Genomic DNA, 14,474 nt, shown 5'->3' on the forward strand with positions numbered 1-14,474 from the left:
CACACTGGATCCGATGAAAAACCTCGCTCGCGGGGAGAACTGCCCCGCTCCGACCGGCCGGCTGACGGTGACACTTGCCGCCTCGACGTCGGTCGACGTGTCCGCGCTGCTGTTGGGGCCGGACGGACGGGTGCGTTCGGACGCGGATCTGGTGTTCTACAACCAACCCGAGGGCGCGGGCCTCGAGTACCAGCGCGGGCCGTCCGGCCATCTCGTCCTGATCGATCCCTCCGCGATTCCAGCCGATATCGAGACCGTTGTCATCGCGGCATCGCTGGACGGTACCGGTCCGGCAACGTTCTCTGCCGCCGGCCCGACATCGGTGACCGTCTCCGACGCGTCGGGCGGTGCGATTGTCGGATTTACCGCCGACGCACTCGGCGACGAGAGTGCTCTCGTCATCCTGGAGTTCTATCGCCGCAACCAGCAATGGAAAATTCGGGCGGTGGGCCAGGGGTACGCCGATGGGTTGGCGGGCCTGGCCACCGCGTTCGGTATCAGCGTCGAGGACGACGATCCGCCCACATCCGAGGCACCGACGGCACCGCCCTCGCACCGACGCGATGCGATCGTGAATTCACCTGTCCCACAAGGAGTCCTGGCCATGAGAAGTGAACTGTTCGCGCCCGCCCACGCCGAAGTTCCCGGATCCGGGATCCAGAAACAGGGCAGCAAGATGTGCCGGGTCGGCATGAACGGCGAGATCATGGCTCGGGCCGGCTCGATGGTCGCGTACCAGGGCAATCTGCAGTTCGAGGCCAAGGGCTCCGGGGGTATAGGTCGAGCCCTCAAACAAGCCCTGTCCGGCGAAGGCGTCCCCCTGATGAAGGTCACGGGCCAGGGCGACCTGTTCCTCGCCAACGCCGCACAGGACGTTCATCTGATCGATCTCGACGGCACGGACGGGCTCACCATCAACGGGGCCAACGTTCTCGCGTTCGACTCCTCGCTGAGTTACGACATCAAGCGTGTCCAGGGTGCCGCTGCGGGTGGAAACGCGGGGTTCTTCAACTGTGTGTTCACCGGTCGGGGCCGTATCGCCATCACCACCGACGGAGTGCCGGTCGTCCTGAACGTCGACCAGCCGACGTTCGCCGACCCGCAGGCAGCAGTTGCGTGGTCGTCGTCTCTGCAGACGAGAGTGAAGAAGAACGACTCGTTCGGGCTCGGAACGTTGATCGGCCGCTCGACCGGAGAGAGGTTCACGCTGGAATTCGCCGGCCAGGGGTTCGTGGTGGTGCAGCCGTCGGAACAGCCGCCGGGTGGACCGGTCGGCGGTACCGGTGGCGGCGAGCAAGCAGGCGTCGGCGGAGCGCTGGGCGGCTTGCTGGGCAGGTAAGCCGCACGCTTCGGAAAGCACAAATGCCCGCCCCCGGGAAGGGAGCGGGCATTTTTGTGAAGGTCCTACTTGGCCTTTTCGAGAACCTCGACCAGTCGCCAGTGCTTCGTGGCGGACAGCGGACGGGTCTCCATGAGCTGAACGCGATCGCCTACGCCGGCGTCGCCCTTCTCGTCATGTGCCTTGACCTTGGTGGTACGACGAATGATCTTGCTGTAGAGGGGGTGCTTGACCCTGTCCTCGAGCTCGACGACGATCGTCTTCTCCATCTTGTCGGATACGACGTAGCCGATCCGAGTCTTGCGGTTGTTGCGCTCTTCAGTCACAGTCTTTTCCTCGCTCATGCCGCGTCACCTGCAGTGTCCTCGGAAGGACCAGATGCCAAGCCGAGCTCACGCTCGCGCAGGACGGTGTAGATGCGCGCGATCTCGTGACGGACGGTGCGCAGTCGACGGTTGTTGTCCAACTGGCCGGTAGCCATCTGGAAACGAAGGTTGAACAGCTCTTCCTTCGACTCACGCAGCTTGGTGACCAGCTCTTCACCGGTGAGCTCGCGGAGCTCTGCGGCTGGGGTTCCGGTAGCCATCAGAACTGCTCCTCCCTGGTGATGATGCGTGCCTTGATGGGCAGCTTGTGGATGGCGCGAGTCAGTGCCTCACGCGCAATGGTCTCGTCGGGGTACGACAGCTCGAAGAGCACGCGACCCGGCTTGACGTTCGCGATCCACCACTCGGGCGAACCCTTACCGGAACCCATGCGGGTCTCGGCAGGCTTCTTGGTGAGCGGGCGGTCCGGGAAGATGTTGATCCAGACCTTGCCGCCACGCTTGATGTGGCGAGTGATCGCGATACGAGCGGACTCGATCTGACGGTTGGTGATGTAGGCGGGCTCGAGAGCCTGAATGCCGTAGTCACCGAATGTCACCTGAGTTCCGCCCTTGGCGGCACCCGAACGCTTCGGGTGGTGCTGCTTGCGGTGCTTGACCCGGCGGGGGATCAACATGCGTCAGCCCTCCTGAGTGGGCTCGGTCGAGGCCGGAGCCTCGGTTGCGGATGCCGCGCGGCCGGCCTCGGTGCTGGTCGCCGTGGTGCCCGAGGCACCGCTGCGACGCGGACGAGTGGGACGCTCACGACGGGGACGGTCTGCGCCGGCGGCCGGAGCCGCAGCGGCAGCGAGTTCACGCCGTCCGCCGACGATGTCGCCCTTGTAGATCCAGACCTTGACGCCGATGCGGCCGAAGGTGGTCTTGGCCTCGTACAGCCCGTAGTCGATGTCGGCGCGGAGCGTGTGCAGGGGAACGCGTCCCTCGCGGTAGAACTCCGAGCGAGACATTTCAGCGCCACCGAGACGGCCGGAGCACTGAACACGAATGCCCTTGACGTTCGGCTGACGCATGGCCGACTGGATGGCCTTACGCATTGCGCGACGGAATGCGACGCGGTTGCTGAGCTGCTCGGCAACACCCTGGGCCACGAGCTGAGCCTCGGACTCGGCGTTCTTGACCTCGAGGATGTTGAGCTGAACCTGCTTGCCGGTCAGCTTCTCGAGAGCTCCGCGGATGCGGTCGGCCTCGGCACCACGGCGACCGATGACGATGCCCGGACGTGCCGTGTGGATGTCCACGCGAACACGGTCACGAGTGCGCTCGATCTCGACCTTGGCGATACCCGCGCGCTCCATGCCGGTGGCGAGGAGCTTGCGGATCTCGACGTCTTCCTTGACGTACTCCGAGTATTGCTTGTCTGCGTACCAACGCGACTTCCAGTCAGTGGTGATACCCAAGCGGAAGCCGTGCGGGTTGATTTTCTGACCCACTACTGAGCCCCTTCCTTGGACGCCTGGCCCTTACGACGGTTACGAGACGTTCCGCCGGTCTTGGGCAGGCTTTCGACGATCACCGTGATGTGGCTGGTGCGCTTGCGGATCCGGAATGCCCGGCCCTGAGCACGCGGCTGGAATCGCTTGAGGGTGGTGCCCTCGTCGACGAATGCAGTGGCGACGATCAGCGTGCTGGGATCGAGATCCAGGTTGTTCTCTGCGTTGGCGGCTGCGGACGCGATCACCTTGGCGACCGGCTCGCTCGCTGCCTGCGGCGCGAACTTGAGGATGTTGAGCGCGTCCTCGACGGAGCGCCCACGAACCAGATCCACGACGCGACGTGCCTTCATCGGCGTGACGCGAACGTGCTTCGCTACGGCCTTGGCAGTCGGATTGGCGGTGGGGGTGAAGTTGGTCATCGCCTCTTCGCCTTCCGGTCGTCCTTGATGTGACCCTTGAACGTGCGGGTCGGTGCGAACTCTCCGAGCTTGTGGCCGACCATCGAGTCGGACACGAACACCGGTACGTGCTTGCGACCGTCGTGGACGGCGAAAGTGTGACCGATGAAGTCGGGGAGGATTGTCGATCGACGGGACCAGGTCTTGATGACCTGCTTGGTTCCCTTGTCGTTCTGGACGTCAACCTTCGCGAGGAGGTGATCGTCTACGAACGGGCCTTTCTTCAGGCTGCGTGGCATTCTGAACTCCCTCCTAGCGCTTGTTCTTGCCGGTACGACGACGACGGACGATGAGCTTGTCGCTCGCCTTGTTCTTGCGGGTACGGCCTTCAGGCTGTCCCCAGGGGCTGACCGGGTGGCGTCCACCGGAGGTCTTGCCCTCGCCGCCACCGTGCGGGTGGTCGACCGGGTTCATCACGACACCACGAACGGTCGGGCGCTTGCCCTTCCAGCGCATGCGGCCGGCCTTACCCCAGTTGATGTTCGACTGCTCGGCGTTGCCGACCTCGCCGACGGTTGCGCGGCAGCGCACGTCGACGCGACGGATTTCACCGGACGGCATACGCAGCGTGGCGTAGGGGCCTTCCTTACCGAGGAGCTGGATGCTCGCTCCGGCGGAGCGGGCCATCTTCGCGCCACCACCCGGACGGAGCTCGACCGCGTGAATGGTCGTACCCGTCGGGATGTTGCGCAGGGGCAGGTTGTTGCCGGGCTTGATGTCGGCATTGGCACCCTGCTCGATCGGCGAGCCCTGGGCGATGCCCTTGGGTGCGACGATGTAGCGCTTCTCGCCGTCTGCGAAGTGCAGCAGTGCGATGTTCGCGGTGCGGTTGGGGTCGTACTCGATGTGAGCGACCTTGGCCGGCACGCCGTCCTTGTCGTTGCGACGGAAATCGATGAGACGGTACGCACGCTTGTGACCGCCACCCTTGTGCCGGGTGGTGATACGACCGTGTGCGTTACGTCCACCGCGACCGTGCAGCGGGCGGATCAGCGACTTCTCGGGGGTCGAACGCGTGATCTCAGCGAAGTCGGACACGCTGGAGCCACGACGGCCCGGGGTTGTCGGCTTGTATTTACGGATTGCCATGAGTCTTCTCGTCCTCTATATCCGAAGAGTCCCAGTCGCTTACGCGACCGGACCTCCGAAGATCTCGATGGGCTTGCTGTCGGCGGAGAGCGTTACGAGCGCGCGCTTGGTGTCCTTGCGCTTGCCGTAACCGAACCGGGTCCGCTTACGCTTGCCCTGACGGTTCATCGTGTTGACGCTGGTCACGGTGACGTCGAAGATCTTCTCGACGGCAATCTTGATCTGCGTCTTGTTCGAGTCCGGGTGCACCAGGAACGTGTACGTGCCTTCTTCGATCAGTCCGTAGGACTTCTCGGAGATGACCGGTGCCAGCAAGATGTCGCGGGGATCGGCGATCGTGGTCACTTGCTTGCCTCCTCGTTCTTTGCAGGCCCAGCGATGAAGGTGTTCAGCGCTTCCACGCTGAAAACGACATCATCGGCGTTGAGCACGTCGTACGTGTTGAGCTGGTCGGGTGCGATGGGGTGCACGCCGTCCAGGTTCTGAACGCTCTTCCAGGCTGCGATGTCCTCGCGGCCGACGACGAGCAGGACCTTTTTGCGGTCCGAGATCTCGGCGAGGAACGTCTTCGCACCCTTGGTGGACGGAACCTGTCCGGCAACCAATTCGGTGATGACGTGCAGGCGCTCGCTGCGGGCCCGATCGGAGAGGGCTCCGCGCAGTGCGGCGGCCTTCATCTTCTTGGGGGTCCGCTGGCTGTAGTCGCGCGGCTGCGGTCCGTGGACCGTGCCACCGCCGACGAACTGAGGAGCGCGGGTCGAGCCCTGACGGGCGCGGCCGGTGCCCTTCTGCCGGTACGGCTTCTTGCCGCCGCCGCGAACCTCGCCACGAGTCTTCGTGGAGTGGGTTCCCTGACGAGCAGCTGCCAGCTGTGCGATGACGACCTGGTGCAGCAGCGCGATGTTCGCCGGTGCGTCGAAGATCTCCGCGGGGAGATCGACGGTGCCGTTGGTCTTGCCGCCGGCTTCCTTGACATCGAGCGTCAGCTTGGTCTCGGTGTTCTTCTCGAGGCTGGTCATGCCCGTGCACCACCCTTCAATGCAGACTTGACGATCACGACGTTGCCGCGACGGCCCGGGATCGCTCCCTTGATCAGCAGCAGACCGTTCTCGCTGTCCACCTTGTGGACCGAGAGGTTCTGCGTCGTGACGCGGTCGCCACCCATACGTCCGGACATGCGCATTCCCTTGAACACGCGACCCGGCGTTGCACAGCCACCGATGGATCCGGGACGACGGTGCACAGCCTGTGCACCGTGGCTCGCGCCCTGTCCCTTGAAGCCGTGACGCTTCATGGTTCCGGCGAAGCCCTTGCCCTTGCTGGTGCCGGTGACGTCGACGTATGCGCCGTCCTCGAACACTGCAGCCGTGAGCTCCTGGCCGACCTCGAACTGCGAGGCGTCGGCAACGCGAATCTCCACGATGTGGCGACGCGGCGTGACACCTGCCTTCTCGAACTGGCCGGTGGTGGGCTTGTTCACCTTGCGCGGGTCGATCGCACCGAATGCGACCTGGACGGCGCTGTAGCCGTCACGTTCCTGGGTGCGGATCTGGGTGACCACGTTGGGGCCTGCCTTGATCACGGTCACCGGAACGACGCGGTTGTTCTCGTCGAAGACCTGGGTCATTCCGAGCTTGGTGCCCAGAATTCCTGTCGCAGGCCGGTTCTTGTTATCAGTCATCGTTGTCTCCGCGCTCACTGGATGTTGACGTCGACACTGGCCGGGAGGTCGATGCGCATGAGCGCGTCCACCGTCTTCGGTGTCGGGTCGAGGATGTCAATGAGCCGCTTGTGAGTACGCATCTCGAAGTGTTCGCGCGAGTCCTTGTACTTGTGCGGCGAACGGATGACGCAGTACACGTTCTTTTCTGTCGGCAACGGCACCGGTCCGACGACGCGGGCACCCGTACGGGTGACCGTTTCGACGATCTTGCGCGCTGACGCGTCGATCGCCTCATGGTCGTAGGCCTTGAGCCTGATGCGGATCTTTTGTCCCGCCACGCTTAGTGTCCTTTTCTTGCCGCTTGGTCGTAGAACGGGCCGTTCGGCCTGCTCCACCTCGTCTGCACAGTCCCCGAGCCGGGGGAACCCCTCCGACTCGAACTGCCTTCGTGCACACACGACAGTGAAAAACGTTGACGACCAGGCGTGACCTGTATCCGTTGCCGCTCTTCATCTGTCATGGTTCTCCGGTCCACGCGGTCGGGCGTGTCGCGATTCCGCTCATTCTTCTGCGCTGAAACTTTCGCTTCAACCATCCGAGGGAGGAAACCCACACCGATCGAGCTGGTGGTCCGGACGCGCTCACGTGGAGCGCTGGTCTCATGTTCTGCTCAGCCGATCTATCGATCGACTCACCTGGTTCAGGCCGCACGCAAGCGCGTCCCGTGTCCAGGCAACCCGACCAGTATGCCGCAGTGTGCGCGACAGATCAACTCGGGGTCGATCCATACGCTCCGCACGACCTTACTCAGCAGTAAGGTAAGCCCATGAACACAGTCGCAACCACCACCGGGGCCACGTATCGAGCCTGGTCGAAGCTCCCGAACAACACTATCGGATCCACCGTGTTCTCCATCGGCATGTGTCTTCGGGTGCCCTACTTCGCGTCCGTGCTGCCGCGGGTGGTTGCGCTGGAACCGGGGCGCTGCGAGGTCACGGCCCCGAAATGGCTGGGGATCCGCAACCACCTCGGCACGTTCCACGCGATCGCCGCGTGCAACCTCGCCGAGGTTGCGATGGGGATGCTCGCCGAGGCCACCGTTCCGACGTCGCACCGCTGGATCCCCAAGTCGATGACCGTCCAGTACCTGACGAAGGCGACCACGTCACTGCGCGCGGTGGCAGAACTCGAGACCATTCCCGAGTTCGCGACCATCACCGACGGATGCGAGATCGTCGTGCCGGTTGCCATCCGTGACACTGCGGGCGTCGAGGTGGTGCACGCCGACATCACGATCTGGGTATCTGCAGCCTCTCGTTGACATACTCGACCGATGGACACGGTGACGCGGTCGGAGCAGCAGAACTCGGTAGTGGTGGTCGGGGGCTCCGGTGCCGTCGGCCGGCTACTGGTCGATCTCCTGCGCGGCGACGGCGTGCAGGTGACCGTCGTCGACGCTCGAGCCGCTTCGACATCGGTCGACGCCGCGACCGCGACGCTCGTCGGCGACATCACCGCACCCGACCACCGCGTCACAGCTGCATTGTCGACTGCGTCGACGATCGTGCTCGCTGTGCCCGAGTCCGTGGCACTGTCGGCCGATCTGACCGCGGTACGCCCCGACGCACTGCTGGTGGAGACGTTGTCGGTCAAGTCCGGCTACTCGCAGTACGCCGGCCGCGGCGGACACCTCGGCCCGACGCTGGGCATCAACCCGATGTTCGCACCGTCCCTGGGCATGAACGGACGCCCCGTTGCCGTCGTCGTGCACCGACCCGGCACCTCGGCCGACGCGTTCGTCGACAGACTGCAGCACTGGGGTGGCCGGACCGTTCTCCTCGACGCCGAGCGTCACGACCGACTCGCTGCGGCGACCCAAGCGCTCACCCACGCCAGTGTTCTCGCGTTCGGGCTCGCCCTGGCCGAGCTCGATCTGCCGTTCGCCGACATCGACGCCGTCGCTCCTCCCCCACACACGACGATGCTCGCCGTCCTCGCACGCATCACCGGTGGGGAGCCCGAGGTGTACTGGGACGTTCAGGCAGGTAACCCGCACGCCGCCGACGCGCGGGCGGCGCTCCACCGCGCGACGCAACTGCTCGGCGAGACCGTCGAATCCGGCTCGGAGTCCGAGTTCGCCGAACTGATGAACCGAGCAGGCAGCGCCCTCGGCAGCTCCGCCGATCGCTATCGATCCGTCTGTGCCGAGTTGTTCGGTATCGTTCGAGGTTCCGGCGACAATTCGTGATCGCCGGTCCGGACGCGGAGGCGGGGCACACCATGTTGGAACAGCCGACCTTGCCGGAGCACGACCCCCACGATGTCGTCGAGAGCGCGGTCGTAGCGCGGTTGGCGAAGAACTGGTCGCAGCGTGCCACCGTCAAGAAGCCCGAACCCCAGTTGGACGATTTGTTCGACACGACCAAGCGAGATTTCCCCGACGCCTTGATCCCGTTCGGAGAACACGACACATTCCTCGGTGCCGAACCGGAACAGCAGGATCGGCTGCGGGCCTGGGGCTGGATCGCGTTCAACAAGAACGTGATGGATGTCGAGCAGCACGTCGTTCACCCGGGATTTTCGCTGCTCGCCCAGGATGTGTTCGAGACCGGGATGGGCGACACCCTTGCGGTCGCGGTGACTCAGGCCATGGTGGACGAGCAGTACCACACGCTGATGCACCTCAACGCCAGTGCGGCGACCCGTCGCGGTCGCGGTTGGGCGTTGTCCGAACGATCCCTGCCGTTCAGTTCCACCGTCCGTCGCCAGCGGACCGCTCAGGCGAAGAGCGACGACCCGTGGTCTGCGGCGATCAGCTCGCTCGCCTTCATGACGGTCGCAGAGATCTCCATCACGTCGTACCTCGATCTGATCGAGGACGACGACGTCATTCAGCCGATCAATCGGGCGACGGTCAAACTCCACAATCGCGACGAGTACTGCCACGCATCGATTGCCGACGACATGGCGGCGATCGTCTTCGACAGGCTCGGATCCAACGATCGGCAGAAGTTTCTCGACGGCCTCGTCGACGGCATGGATGCGTTCTCGAGCAGCGACTTCTCGACGTGGGCGCGCATTCTCGAACTCGAAGGTGTCCGCGGAGCCGAGGCCATGATCGCCGACGTCGAGGCCGACAAGAGCCGTCGAGCGCTGGTTCAGGACTACAGCGGACTGCGATCCCTGTGCCGAAAGCTGGACGTCGAGGACAGTATCGATATCGATTGGGGCTGACGGCAGAACATCTGCGACTGCAATCCACAGGTAACATTTCCCGGCAGTTCCCGTATCAAGTAGTGGCCCTCCCCTCCACGGGCCCCGGCACTGCCTCGGCCCCATTCACCCCACAGCTCGGAGATCCGATGTCGTCAGCTCAGCACGCAGCCGTACACGTGGAGGACGTGCACAAGTCCTTCGGCGATGTGCATGCGCTGCGCGGCATCAGCTTCTCGGCCGAGCGGGGAACCGTACTCGGCATCCTCGGCCCCAACGGTGCGGGCAAGACCACGACTGTCAAAGTGCTGTCGACGCTGATCGCGCCCGACAGCGGCCGGGCCTTCGTCGCCGGCCACGATGTTGCTGCCGACGCTCCCGCGGTGCGGCGATCGATCATGATGACGGGTCAGTACGCCGCCCTCGACGACACTCTTTCGGGGCGCGAGAACATCGAATTGTTCGGCCGCCTCATGGGTCTGGACAAGAAGGCTGCCAAGGCTCGCGCCAAGGCCCTGCTCGACGAATTCGACCTGTCCGATACCGGCAAGCGTCCGGTCCGCGGCTACTCCGGCGGCATGCGCCGTCGTATCGACATCGCATGTGGCTTGGTCGTGCGTCCCGAAGTCGTGTTCCTGGACGAGCCGACCACCGGACTCGACCCTCGGAGCCGACAGGGTGTGTGGTCGTTGGTCGAGGCACTGAAGGCCCAGGGCATCACCGTGTTGCTGACGACGCAATATCTCGAAGAGGCAGACGTACTGAGCGACAACATCATCGTCATCGACAAGGGCACGGTCATCGCCGAAGGTACGTCCGATCAGCTCAAGGCCATGACCGGCGGTAGCTACTGCGAAGTGGTGCCTCTCGATCCAGGTCAGCTACGAGCAGCGGCCGAGGCGCTGGGTGAGATGGTGCCTCCGGCGGTGCACGCCGAGATCACTGCCGCGTCCGACCGCCTGTCCGTGCCTGCCCCCGACGGTGCCGCAACCTTGTCCGAGATCCTCCGCCGTATCGACGCCCGTGGCATCGTGCTGGCCGACATCGCGTTGCGCCGCCCCTCGCTCGACGACGTCTTCCTCACCCTCACCGGCCATTCGCAAGCGAGCCCCACGCCGTGACGGCCACGACGCGAGGCGTCTCGAATACGCGTGCGGTCACCGCTCCTCGGACAACCACCGGGTCGACGACGCAGCAGCCCAAGCGCCGGTCACGAACGCGGCCGTCCGGCTTCGTGCAGTGGCAGGCACTGACCGGGCGTGCACTGTGGACGATGCTCACCCAGGGTGAGCTGCTGATCGCGGTCATCGCTCCGCTGATCTTCACTATCGGCTTCTACCTTCCGCTCAAGTTCGTGATGGGCCTGCAGGGCATCGACTACGCACAGTTTCTGATGCCGATCATCGTGCTGCAGGCAATGGCGTTCACCGCCATCTCCGCCGCGCAGAGGGCATCGACTGAGGCGATGAGTGGACTCAACTCTCGGTTGAAAACGATGCCCGTCGTACGCGGCGTCCCGCTGGTGTCGCGAATCTCGAGCGGTGTTGTCCGCTCACTGGTATCGCTCGTATCCGCACTCGGCTTCGGCTACGTCATCGGCTTTCGGTTCTCCGCAGGATTCGGTCAGGCCCTGTTGTTCTGCGCGCTCGCCATGCTGATCAGCACCACGTTGTCGATCGGTGCCGACGCAATCGGAACGCTGTCGAAGAGCCCCGAAGCGACCAGCCAGGTGTTGACCCTGCCCCAGCTCATCCTCGGCATGGCCTCGTGCGGATTCGTTCCCGAAAGCGGCTTCCCGGAACTCATCCGACCGTTCGTTCGCAATCAACCGATTTCGCAGTTCTCGTTCGCTATGCGCGACATGGCCGAGGGCGGAGTCAGCTTCCAGGTGTTGTGGCCATCCCTCGCCTGGGTGGCCGGCCTGCTCCTGTTCTTCGTCCCGCTCGCCATCTGGGCGAGCTCGAGACCAGAATGACGAGTCCGAGATGACGATGACAGAAGCGTCGGTGAACGCTGCACGCGTATCCAACCTGACCTTTCCCGAACCCAACATGGCCCTGCGAGAAGGGTCGATTCGTGCGCTCGGGACACACAGCCTGATACAGGCCAAACGACTTCTGATGCGGTGGATGCGCGATCCGTCGACGATGATTCAGGCGTTGCTGTACCCCGCGTTGATGCTGGTCATGTTCCGTGTCGTGCTCGGGAACTCGATTTCCGCGGCCACCGGATCGCCGGCGATCTACGGCCAGGTGCCGATGATCGCTCTGGTCGGAGCCATGTTCGGTTCCATCGTCAGCGCTGTCGGCCTCAAGGGCGAACGAAAGTCGGGTCTGTTGGCTCGGTTCTGGACAACGCCCACTCACCGAGCGGCCGGCCTACTGGGCAGGATGATTGCCGAAGCAGTTCGGGTGCTCGTGACCACCGTGGTCATCATCTGTGCCGGTGTAGCGCTGGGGTTCAGGTTCACCCAGGGAATTCAGGCCGGCATCTTGTTGCTGCTGATTCCTGTCGTGTTCGGTATCGGGTTCGCAGTCATGGTCACGTTCCTCGCCACGGTGGCCGGCGACGCACCACTGGTCGAAGTGGTGTCGATCTTCTGCACGTTGTTGATGTTCTTCAATGCGGGGTTCGTCCCCGTCCTCGCGTATCCGCTCTGGCTGCAGCCGGTGGTTGCAGCGCAGCCGATGTCGGTTGCGGTCTCCGCGATGCGCGCGCTGGCACTCGGAGGGCCCGTCATGACTCCGATTCTCCAAACTCTCGCGTGGTCTCTGGGAATGGTCGTGATCTTCCTCTACCCTGCGATTCGGGGGTACAAGAAGGCATCTGCGTCGGGCTGATCGCGTCGCCCGGGCCGACATTTCTACGTTGGGGGATTCGTTGTGGTCGACCGGGCACGACCTGAGCATCCGTCGGTCTCGGTGATCATTCCTGTCGGTGGCCTCGATCCGCACTTGGACGCACAGTTGCAGGCTCTGGCCGATCAGGATGTCGGGTTTCCGTTCGAGGTGCTCGTTGCGGACAACACGCGAGGCGGGGACCTCGGCGAATACGTACTCACTCATCCTTTGCGAGAGCGGCTGCGGCTCAGGTCGGTCGATGCTTCCCGCGAGACCGGAGCGGGTTACGCACGCAACTGCGGTGCCCGAGAGGCGTCCGGCGATCTGTTAGCGTTCTGCGACTCGGACGATGTCGTGCACTCGTCGTGGCTCACCACGCTCGTACAGGAGGCGTCGTCGTTCGATGTTGTCGGTACTGCGGTCGAAACCGACACGCTGAACAGCGTCCGGGCGCTGTCGTGGACGCCCACGACAGCGCCGGAGAACCAGGGCCGCACCGACTTCCTGCCGTTCGCGATCGGCGCGAGTATGGCCTGCTGGGCATCGGTCTACAGCGATCTCGGCGGCATGGACAACCGCTACCGAGCAAGCCAGGATGTCGAGTTCAGTTGGCGGGCGCAACTGGCGGGTTACACCTTGGGGTTCAGTACCGAGGCAGTAGTGGCGTATCGACTGCGTGACGAGCTACGCCCTCTCCTGCGCCAGTCTTTTCGCCTCGGGTTCGGCTTCGCCAAGCTTCGCGGAATCTACCGGCCCCAGGGTTGCCCGGCACTGAAAGTGCGCCGAGTCGCGTCCTGGTGGATGGCGCTGCTGCTGCGCAATCCCCTGCTGCCGACGTCGCTGACCGGGATGTCACGCGGCCACTGGCTGCGTGCGTTCGTCATCCGGGTCGGCGAGCTTCGCGCAGGAATTAGATACGGAGCCATCGGTTGGTGATGTCCACCACACGGGCTCGCCGACCGGCCTGCCCGACCGGCACCCTTGACCTGCACGCCTGTTACGCCTGTGTGTCCGGCTGTTACGGTCGGTGACGCAGATGCAGGTGACAGCGGCGGATTCCCACGCCCCGGACGAGATAGAGGCCATGCCGAAGAAGTTCACGAGAGTATTGCCCACGGCGATTGCTGTCGCGGTGGCCGGTGCCCTGTCCTTCACCGGGACGGGCACAGCGGTCGCTGCGCCCTCGCCCACCGGAACCTCGGTTTCCGCCACGCCTACCCTCGAGGGTGCCAACGACTTCGGCTGTGTTCCCAGCGCGGCCCATCCCCGTCCGGTCGTGCTCGTCCACGGAACCAAGATGGATGCGTCCACGTGGAAGATCCTGGCACCGCAGCTGAAGAGCGAGGGCTACTGCGTCTTCGCACCCAACTACGGCGGAGTATCGCTGCTGCTCGACCCGGGCACGACAATCTGGGGCTCCGGCGACATCGCTGAGTCGGGCCGTCAGATCGGCCGTTTCGTCGACGAAGTACTCGCGGCGACCGGTGCCGAGCAAGTCGACATGGTCGGCCATTCGCAGGGTGGCACCGCCACTCGGCAGTACATGAAGTTCGATGGCGGCACCGATGCGCAGGACCCCGCCCGCAACAAGGTGCACACACTGGTCACACTGGGTGCCACCAACCACGGCACGACCTTCGGTGGTCTGCAGCAGCTCTCCGAACTGCTCACCTCTCTCGGCCTGCCCGGCGACGCACTCCCCCCCCTGACATACAACATGGCGGGTGCCCAGCAACTCGTCGGTTCGACGACGCTGACGAGCTTGAACGAAGGCGGAGACGTCGAACCAGGGGTCGAGTACACCGTCATCGCCACGCGCAACGACACCGTCTCGACACCGCCCGCGAACACCTTCCTCAAGTCCGGCGACCCTGCGATGGTGCACAACGTCTGGGTTCAGGACGTGTGCCCCACGGCGACGACGTCCCACGTCGGTCTCGTCGCCGATCCCGCTCCCCTGTACATGGTGAAGACCGCACTCGATCCCGATTACGCAACCACCACGCCCGCACCCTGCTGAACATTCTCCACACGCCACGACGAAGGCCTCACGA

20 protein-coding genes are annotated in these 14,474 nt (G+C 64.3%); 9 read left to right on the forward strand and 11 right to left on the reverse strand.

What is annotated here, in order from left to right:
- Window positions 1-13: 13 nt before the first annotated feature.
- Entirely contained in the window at window positions 14-1,339 is a 1,326-nt protein-coding gene (locus tag AB0O58_RS12210; RefSeq protein ID WP_363797635.1) for an AIM24 family protein, read from the forward strand.
- 65 nt (window positions 1,340-1,404) lie between these two features.
- Here AB0O58_RS12210 and rpsQ read toward each other — a convergent pair whose 3' ends face one another.
- The 11 genes from rpsQ to rpsJ are packed head-to-tail and all read right to left on the reverse strand — an operon-like array spanning window position 1,405 to window position 6,705.
- The gene (gene rpsQ, locus AB0O58_RS12215) at window positions 1,405-1,683 is read right to left on the reverse strand and encodes a 30S ribosomal protein S17 (RefSeq protein ID WP_027496315.1); all 279 of its coding nucleotides are present in this window, start codon (window positions 1,681-1,683) and stop codon (window positions 1,405-1,407) included.
- Window positions 1,680-1,925 (reverse strand): 50S ribosomal protein L29, encoded by a 246-nt coding sequence (gene rpmC, locus AB0O58_RS12220; RefSeq protein WP_027496314.1) that lies wholly within the window; start codon window positions 1,923-1,925, stop codon window positions 1,680-1,682. The genes rpsQ and rpmC overlap by 4 nt, the downstream gene beginning before the upstream one ends.
- Window positions 1,925-2,341, reverse strand: coding sequence for a 50S ribosomal protein L16 (gene rplP / locus AB0O58_RS12225; RefSeq protein WP_027496313.1), 417 nt, complete (start codon window positions 2,339-2,341; stop codon window positions 1,925-1,927). Before rplP ends, rpmC begins: the two co-directional genes overlap by 1 nt.
- A 3-nt stretch (window positions 2,342-2,344) precedes the next feature.
- Window positions 2,345-3,154: a 30S ribosomal protein S3 gene (rpsC, locus tag AB0O58_RS12230; protein WP_027496312.1), complete on the reverse strand. Its 810-nt coding sequence runs from the start codon at window positions 3,152-3,154 to the stop codon at window positions 2,345-2,347.
- Window positions 3,154-3,576: a 50S ribosomal protein L22 gene (gene rplV / locus AB0O58_RS12235; RefSeq protein ID WP_027496311.1), complete on the reverse strand. Its 423-nt coding sequence runs from the start codon at window positions 3,574-3,576 to the stop codon at window positions 3,154-3,156. Before rplV ends, rpsC begins: the two co-directional genes overlap by 1 nt.
- Entirely contained in the window at window positions 3,573-3,854 is a 282-nt protein-coding gene (gene rpsS / locus AB0O58_RS12240; RefSeq protein ID WP_008718309.1) for a 30S ribosomal protein S19, read from the reverse strand. Before rpsS ends, rplV begins: the two co-directional genes overlap by 4 nt.
- 13 nt (window positions 3,855-3,867) lie before the next feature.
- On the reverse strand, window positions 3,868-4,704 hold the full coding sequence (gene rplB / locus AB0O58_RS12245; protein WP_008718311.1) for a 50S ribosomal protein L2: 837 nt from the start codon (window positions 4,702-4,704) through the stop codon (window positions 3,868-3,870).
- A gap of 39 nt (window positions 4,705-4,743) precedes the next feature.
- Entirely contained in the window at window positions 4,744-5,049 is a 306-nt protein-coding gene (gene rplW / locus AB0O58_RS12250) for a 50S ribosomal protein L23 (RefSeq protein WP_027496310.1), read from the reverse strand.
- The gene (gene rplD, locus AB0O58_RS12255) at window positions 5,046-5,723 is read right to left on the reverse strand and encodes a 50S ribosomal protein L4 (RefSeq protein ID WP_008718317.1); all 678 of its coding nucleotides are present in this window, start codon (window positions 5,721-5,723) and stop codon (window positions 5,046-5,048) included. The genes rplW and rplD overlap by 4 nt, the downstream gene beginning before the upstream one ends.
- Window positions 5,720-6,385: a 50S ribosomal protein L3 gene (rplC, locus tag AB0O58_RS12260; protein ID WP_027496309.1), complete on the reverse strand. Its 666-nt coding sequence runs from the start codon at window positions 6,383-6,385 to the stop codon at window positions 5,720-5,722. Before rplC ends, rplD begins: the two co-directional genes overlap by 4 nt.
- Before the next feature lie 14 nt (window positions 6,386-6,399).
- A complete protein-coding gene (gene rpsJ / locus AB0O58_RS12265) occupies window positions 6,400-6,705 on the reverse strand; it encodes a 30S ribosomal protein S10 (protein WP_003938093.1) in 306 nt (101 codons plus the stop codon).
- Between the two features lie 488 nt (window positions 6,706-7,193).
- On the opposite strand from rpsJ, the gene AB0O58_RS12270 reads away from it, so the two are divergent.
- From AB0O58_RS12270 to AB0O58_RS12305, 8 genes are all read left to right on the forward strand, one after another.
- Complete coding sequence (locus AB0O58_RS12270) at window positions 7,194-7,688, forward strand: hotdog fold domain-containing protein (protein WP_283542230.1); 495 nt, start codon at window positions 7,194-7,196, stop codon at window positions 7,686-7,688.
- 12 nt (window positions 7,689-7,700) lie between these two features.
- A complete protein-coding gene (locus AB0O58_RS12275) occupies window positions 7,701-8,615 on the forward strand; it encodes a prephenate dehydrogenase dimerization domain-containing protein (protein WP_283542231.1) in 915 nt (304 codons plus the stop codon).
- A gap of 32 nt (window positions 8,616-8,647) precedes the next feature.
- Complete coding sequence (locus AB0O58_RS12280; protein ID WP_027496306.1) at window positions 8,648-9,601, forward strand: diiron oxygenase; 954 nt, start codon at window positions 8,648-8,650, stop codon at window positions 9,599-9,601.
- A gap of 128 nt (window positions 9,602-9,729) precedes the next feature.
- Window positions 9,730-10,701, forward strand: a complete 972-nt coding sequence (locus AB0O58_RS12285) for a daunorubicin resistance protein DrrA family ABC transporter ATP-binding protein (RefSeq protein WP_027496305.1) — start codon at window positions 9,730-9,732, stop codon at window positions 10,699-10,701.
- Window positions 10,698-11,555, forward strand: coding sequence for an ABC transporter permease (locus AB0O58_RS12290; RefSeq protein ID WP_032365639.1), 858 nt, complete (start codon window positions 10,698-10,700; stop codon window positions 11,553-11,555). The genes AB0O58_RS12285 and AB0O58_RS12290 overlap by 4 nt, the downstream gene beginning before the upstream one ends.
- A 10-nt stretch (window positions 11,556-11,565) precedes the next feature.
- A complete protein-coding gene (locus tag AB0O58_RS12295) occupies window positions 11,566-12,420 on the forward strand; it encodes an ABC transporter permease (RefSeq protein ID WP_032365640.1) in 855 nt (284 codons plus the stop codon).
- Window positions 12,421-12,501: 81 nt separating this feature from the next.
- Complete coding sequence (locus AB0O58_RS12300; RefSeq protein WP_176458062.1) at window positions 12,502-13,356, forward strand: glycosyltransferase; 855 nt, start codon at window positions 12,502-12,504, stop codon at window positions 13,354-13,356.
- Between the two features lie 100 nt (window positions 13,357-13,456).
- A complete protein-coding gene (locus AB0O58_RS12305) occupies window positions 13,457-14,440 on the forward strand; it encodes an alpha/beta fold hydrolase (protein WP_288124402.1) in 984 nt (327 codons plus the stop codon).
- Window positions 14,441-14,474: the final 34 nt, after the last annotated feature.

This window comes from Rhodococcus sp. NPDC080181, from assembly GCF_040702225.1.
GTDB lineage: Bacteria > Actinomycetota > Actinomycetes > Mycobacteriales > Mycobacteriaceae > Rhodococcoides > Rhodococcoides fascians.

Coding starts and splice junctions, on each gene's coding strand:
- AB0O58_RS12210 (WP_363797635.1), top strand. CDS start 14: ATGAAAAACCTCGCTCGCGGGGAGAACTGCCCCGCTCCGACCGGCCGG.
- rpsQ (WP_027496315.1), bottom strand. CDS start 1,683: ATGAGCGAGGAAAAGACTGTGACTGAAGAGCGCAACAACCGCAAGACT.
- rpmC (WP_027496314.1), bottom strand. CDS start 1,925: ATGGCTACCGGAACCCCAGCCGCAGAGCTCCGCGAGCTCACCGGTGAA.
- rplP (WP_027496313.1), bottom strand. CDS start 2,341: ATGTTGATCCCCCGCCGGGTCAAGCACCGCAAGCAGCACCACCCGAAG.
- rplV (WP_027496311.1), bottom strand. CDS start 3,576: ATGACCAACTTCACCCCCACCGCCAATCCGACTGCCAAGGCCGTAGCG.
- rpsS (WP_008718309.1), bottom strand. CDS start 3,854: ATGCCACGCAGCCTGAAGAAAGGCCCGTTCGTAGACGATCACCTCCTC.
- rplB (WP_008718311.1), bottom strand. CDS start 4,704: ATGGCAATCCGTAAATACAAGCCGACAACCCCGGGCCGTCGTGGCTCC.
- rplD (WP_008718317.1), bottom strand. CDS start 5,723: ATGACCAGCCTCGAGAAGAACACCGAGACCAAGCTGACGCTCGATGTC.
- rplC (WP_027496309.1), bottom strand. CDS start 6,385: ATGACTGATAACAAGAACCGGCCTGCGACAGGAATTCTGGGCACCAAG.
- AB0O58_RS12270 (WP_283542230.1), top strand. CDS start 7,194: ATGAACACAGTCGCAACCACCACCGGGGCCACGTATCGAGCCTGGTCG.
- AB0O58_RS12275 (WP_283542231.1), top strand. CDS start 7,701: ATGGACACGGTGACGCGGTCGGAGCAGCAGAACTCGGTAGTGGTGGTC.
- AB0O58_RS12280 (WP_027496306.1), top strand. CDS start 8,648: ATGTTGGAACAGCCGACCTTGCCGGAGCACGACCCCCACGATGTCGTC.
- AB0O58_RS12285 (WP_027496305.1), top strand. CDS start 9,730: ATGTCGTCAGCTCAGCACGCAGCCGTACACGTGGAGGACGTGCACAAG.
- AB0O58_RS12295 (WP_032365640.1), top strand. CDS start 11,566: ATGACGATGACAGAAGCGTCGGTGAACGCTGCACGCGTATCCAACCTG.
- AB0O58_RS12305 (WP_288124402.1), top strand. CDS start 13,457: ATGCAGGTGACAGCGGCGGATTCCCACGCCCCGGACGAGATAGAGGCC.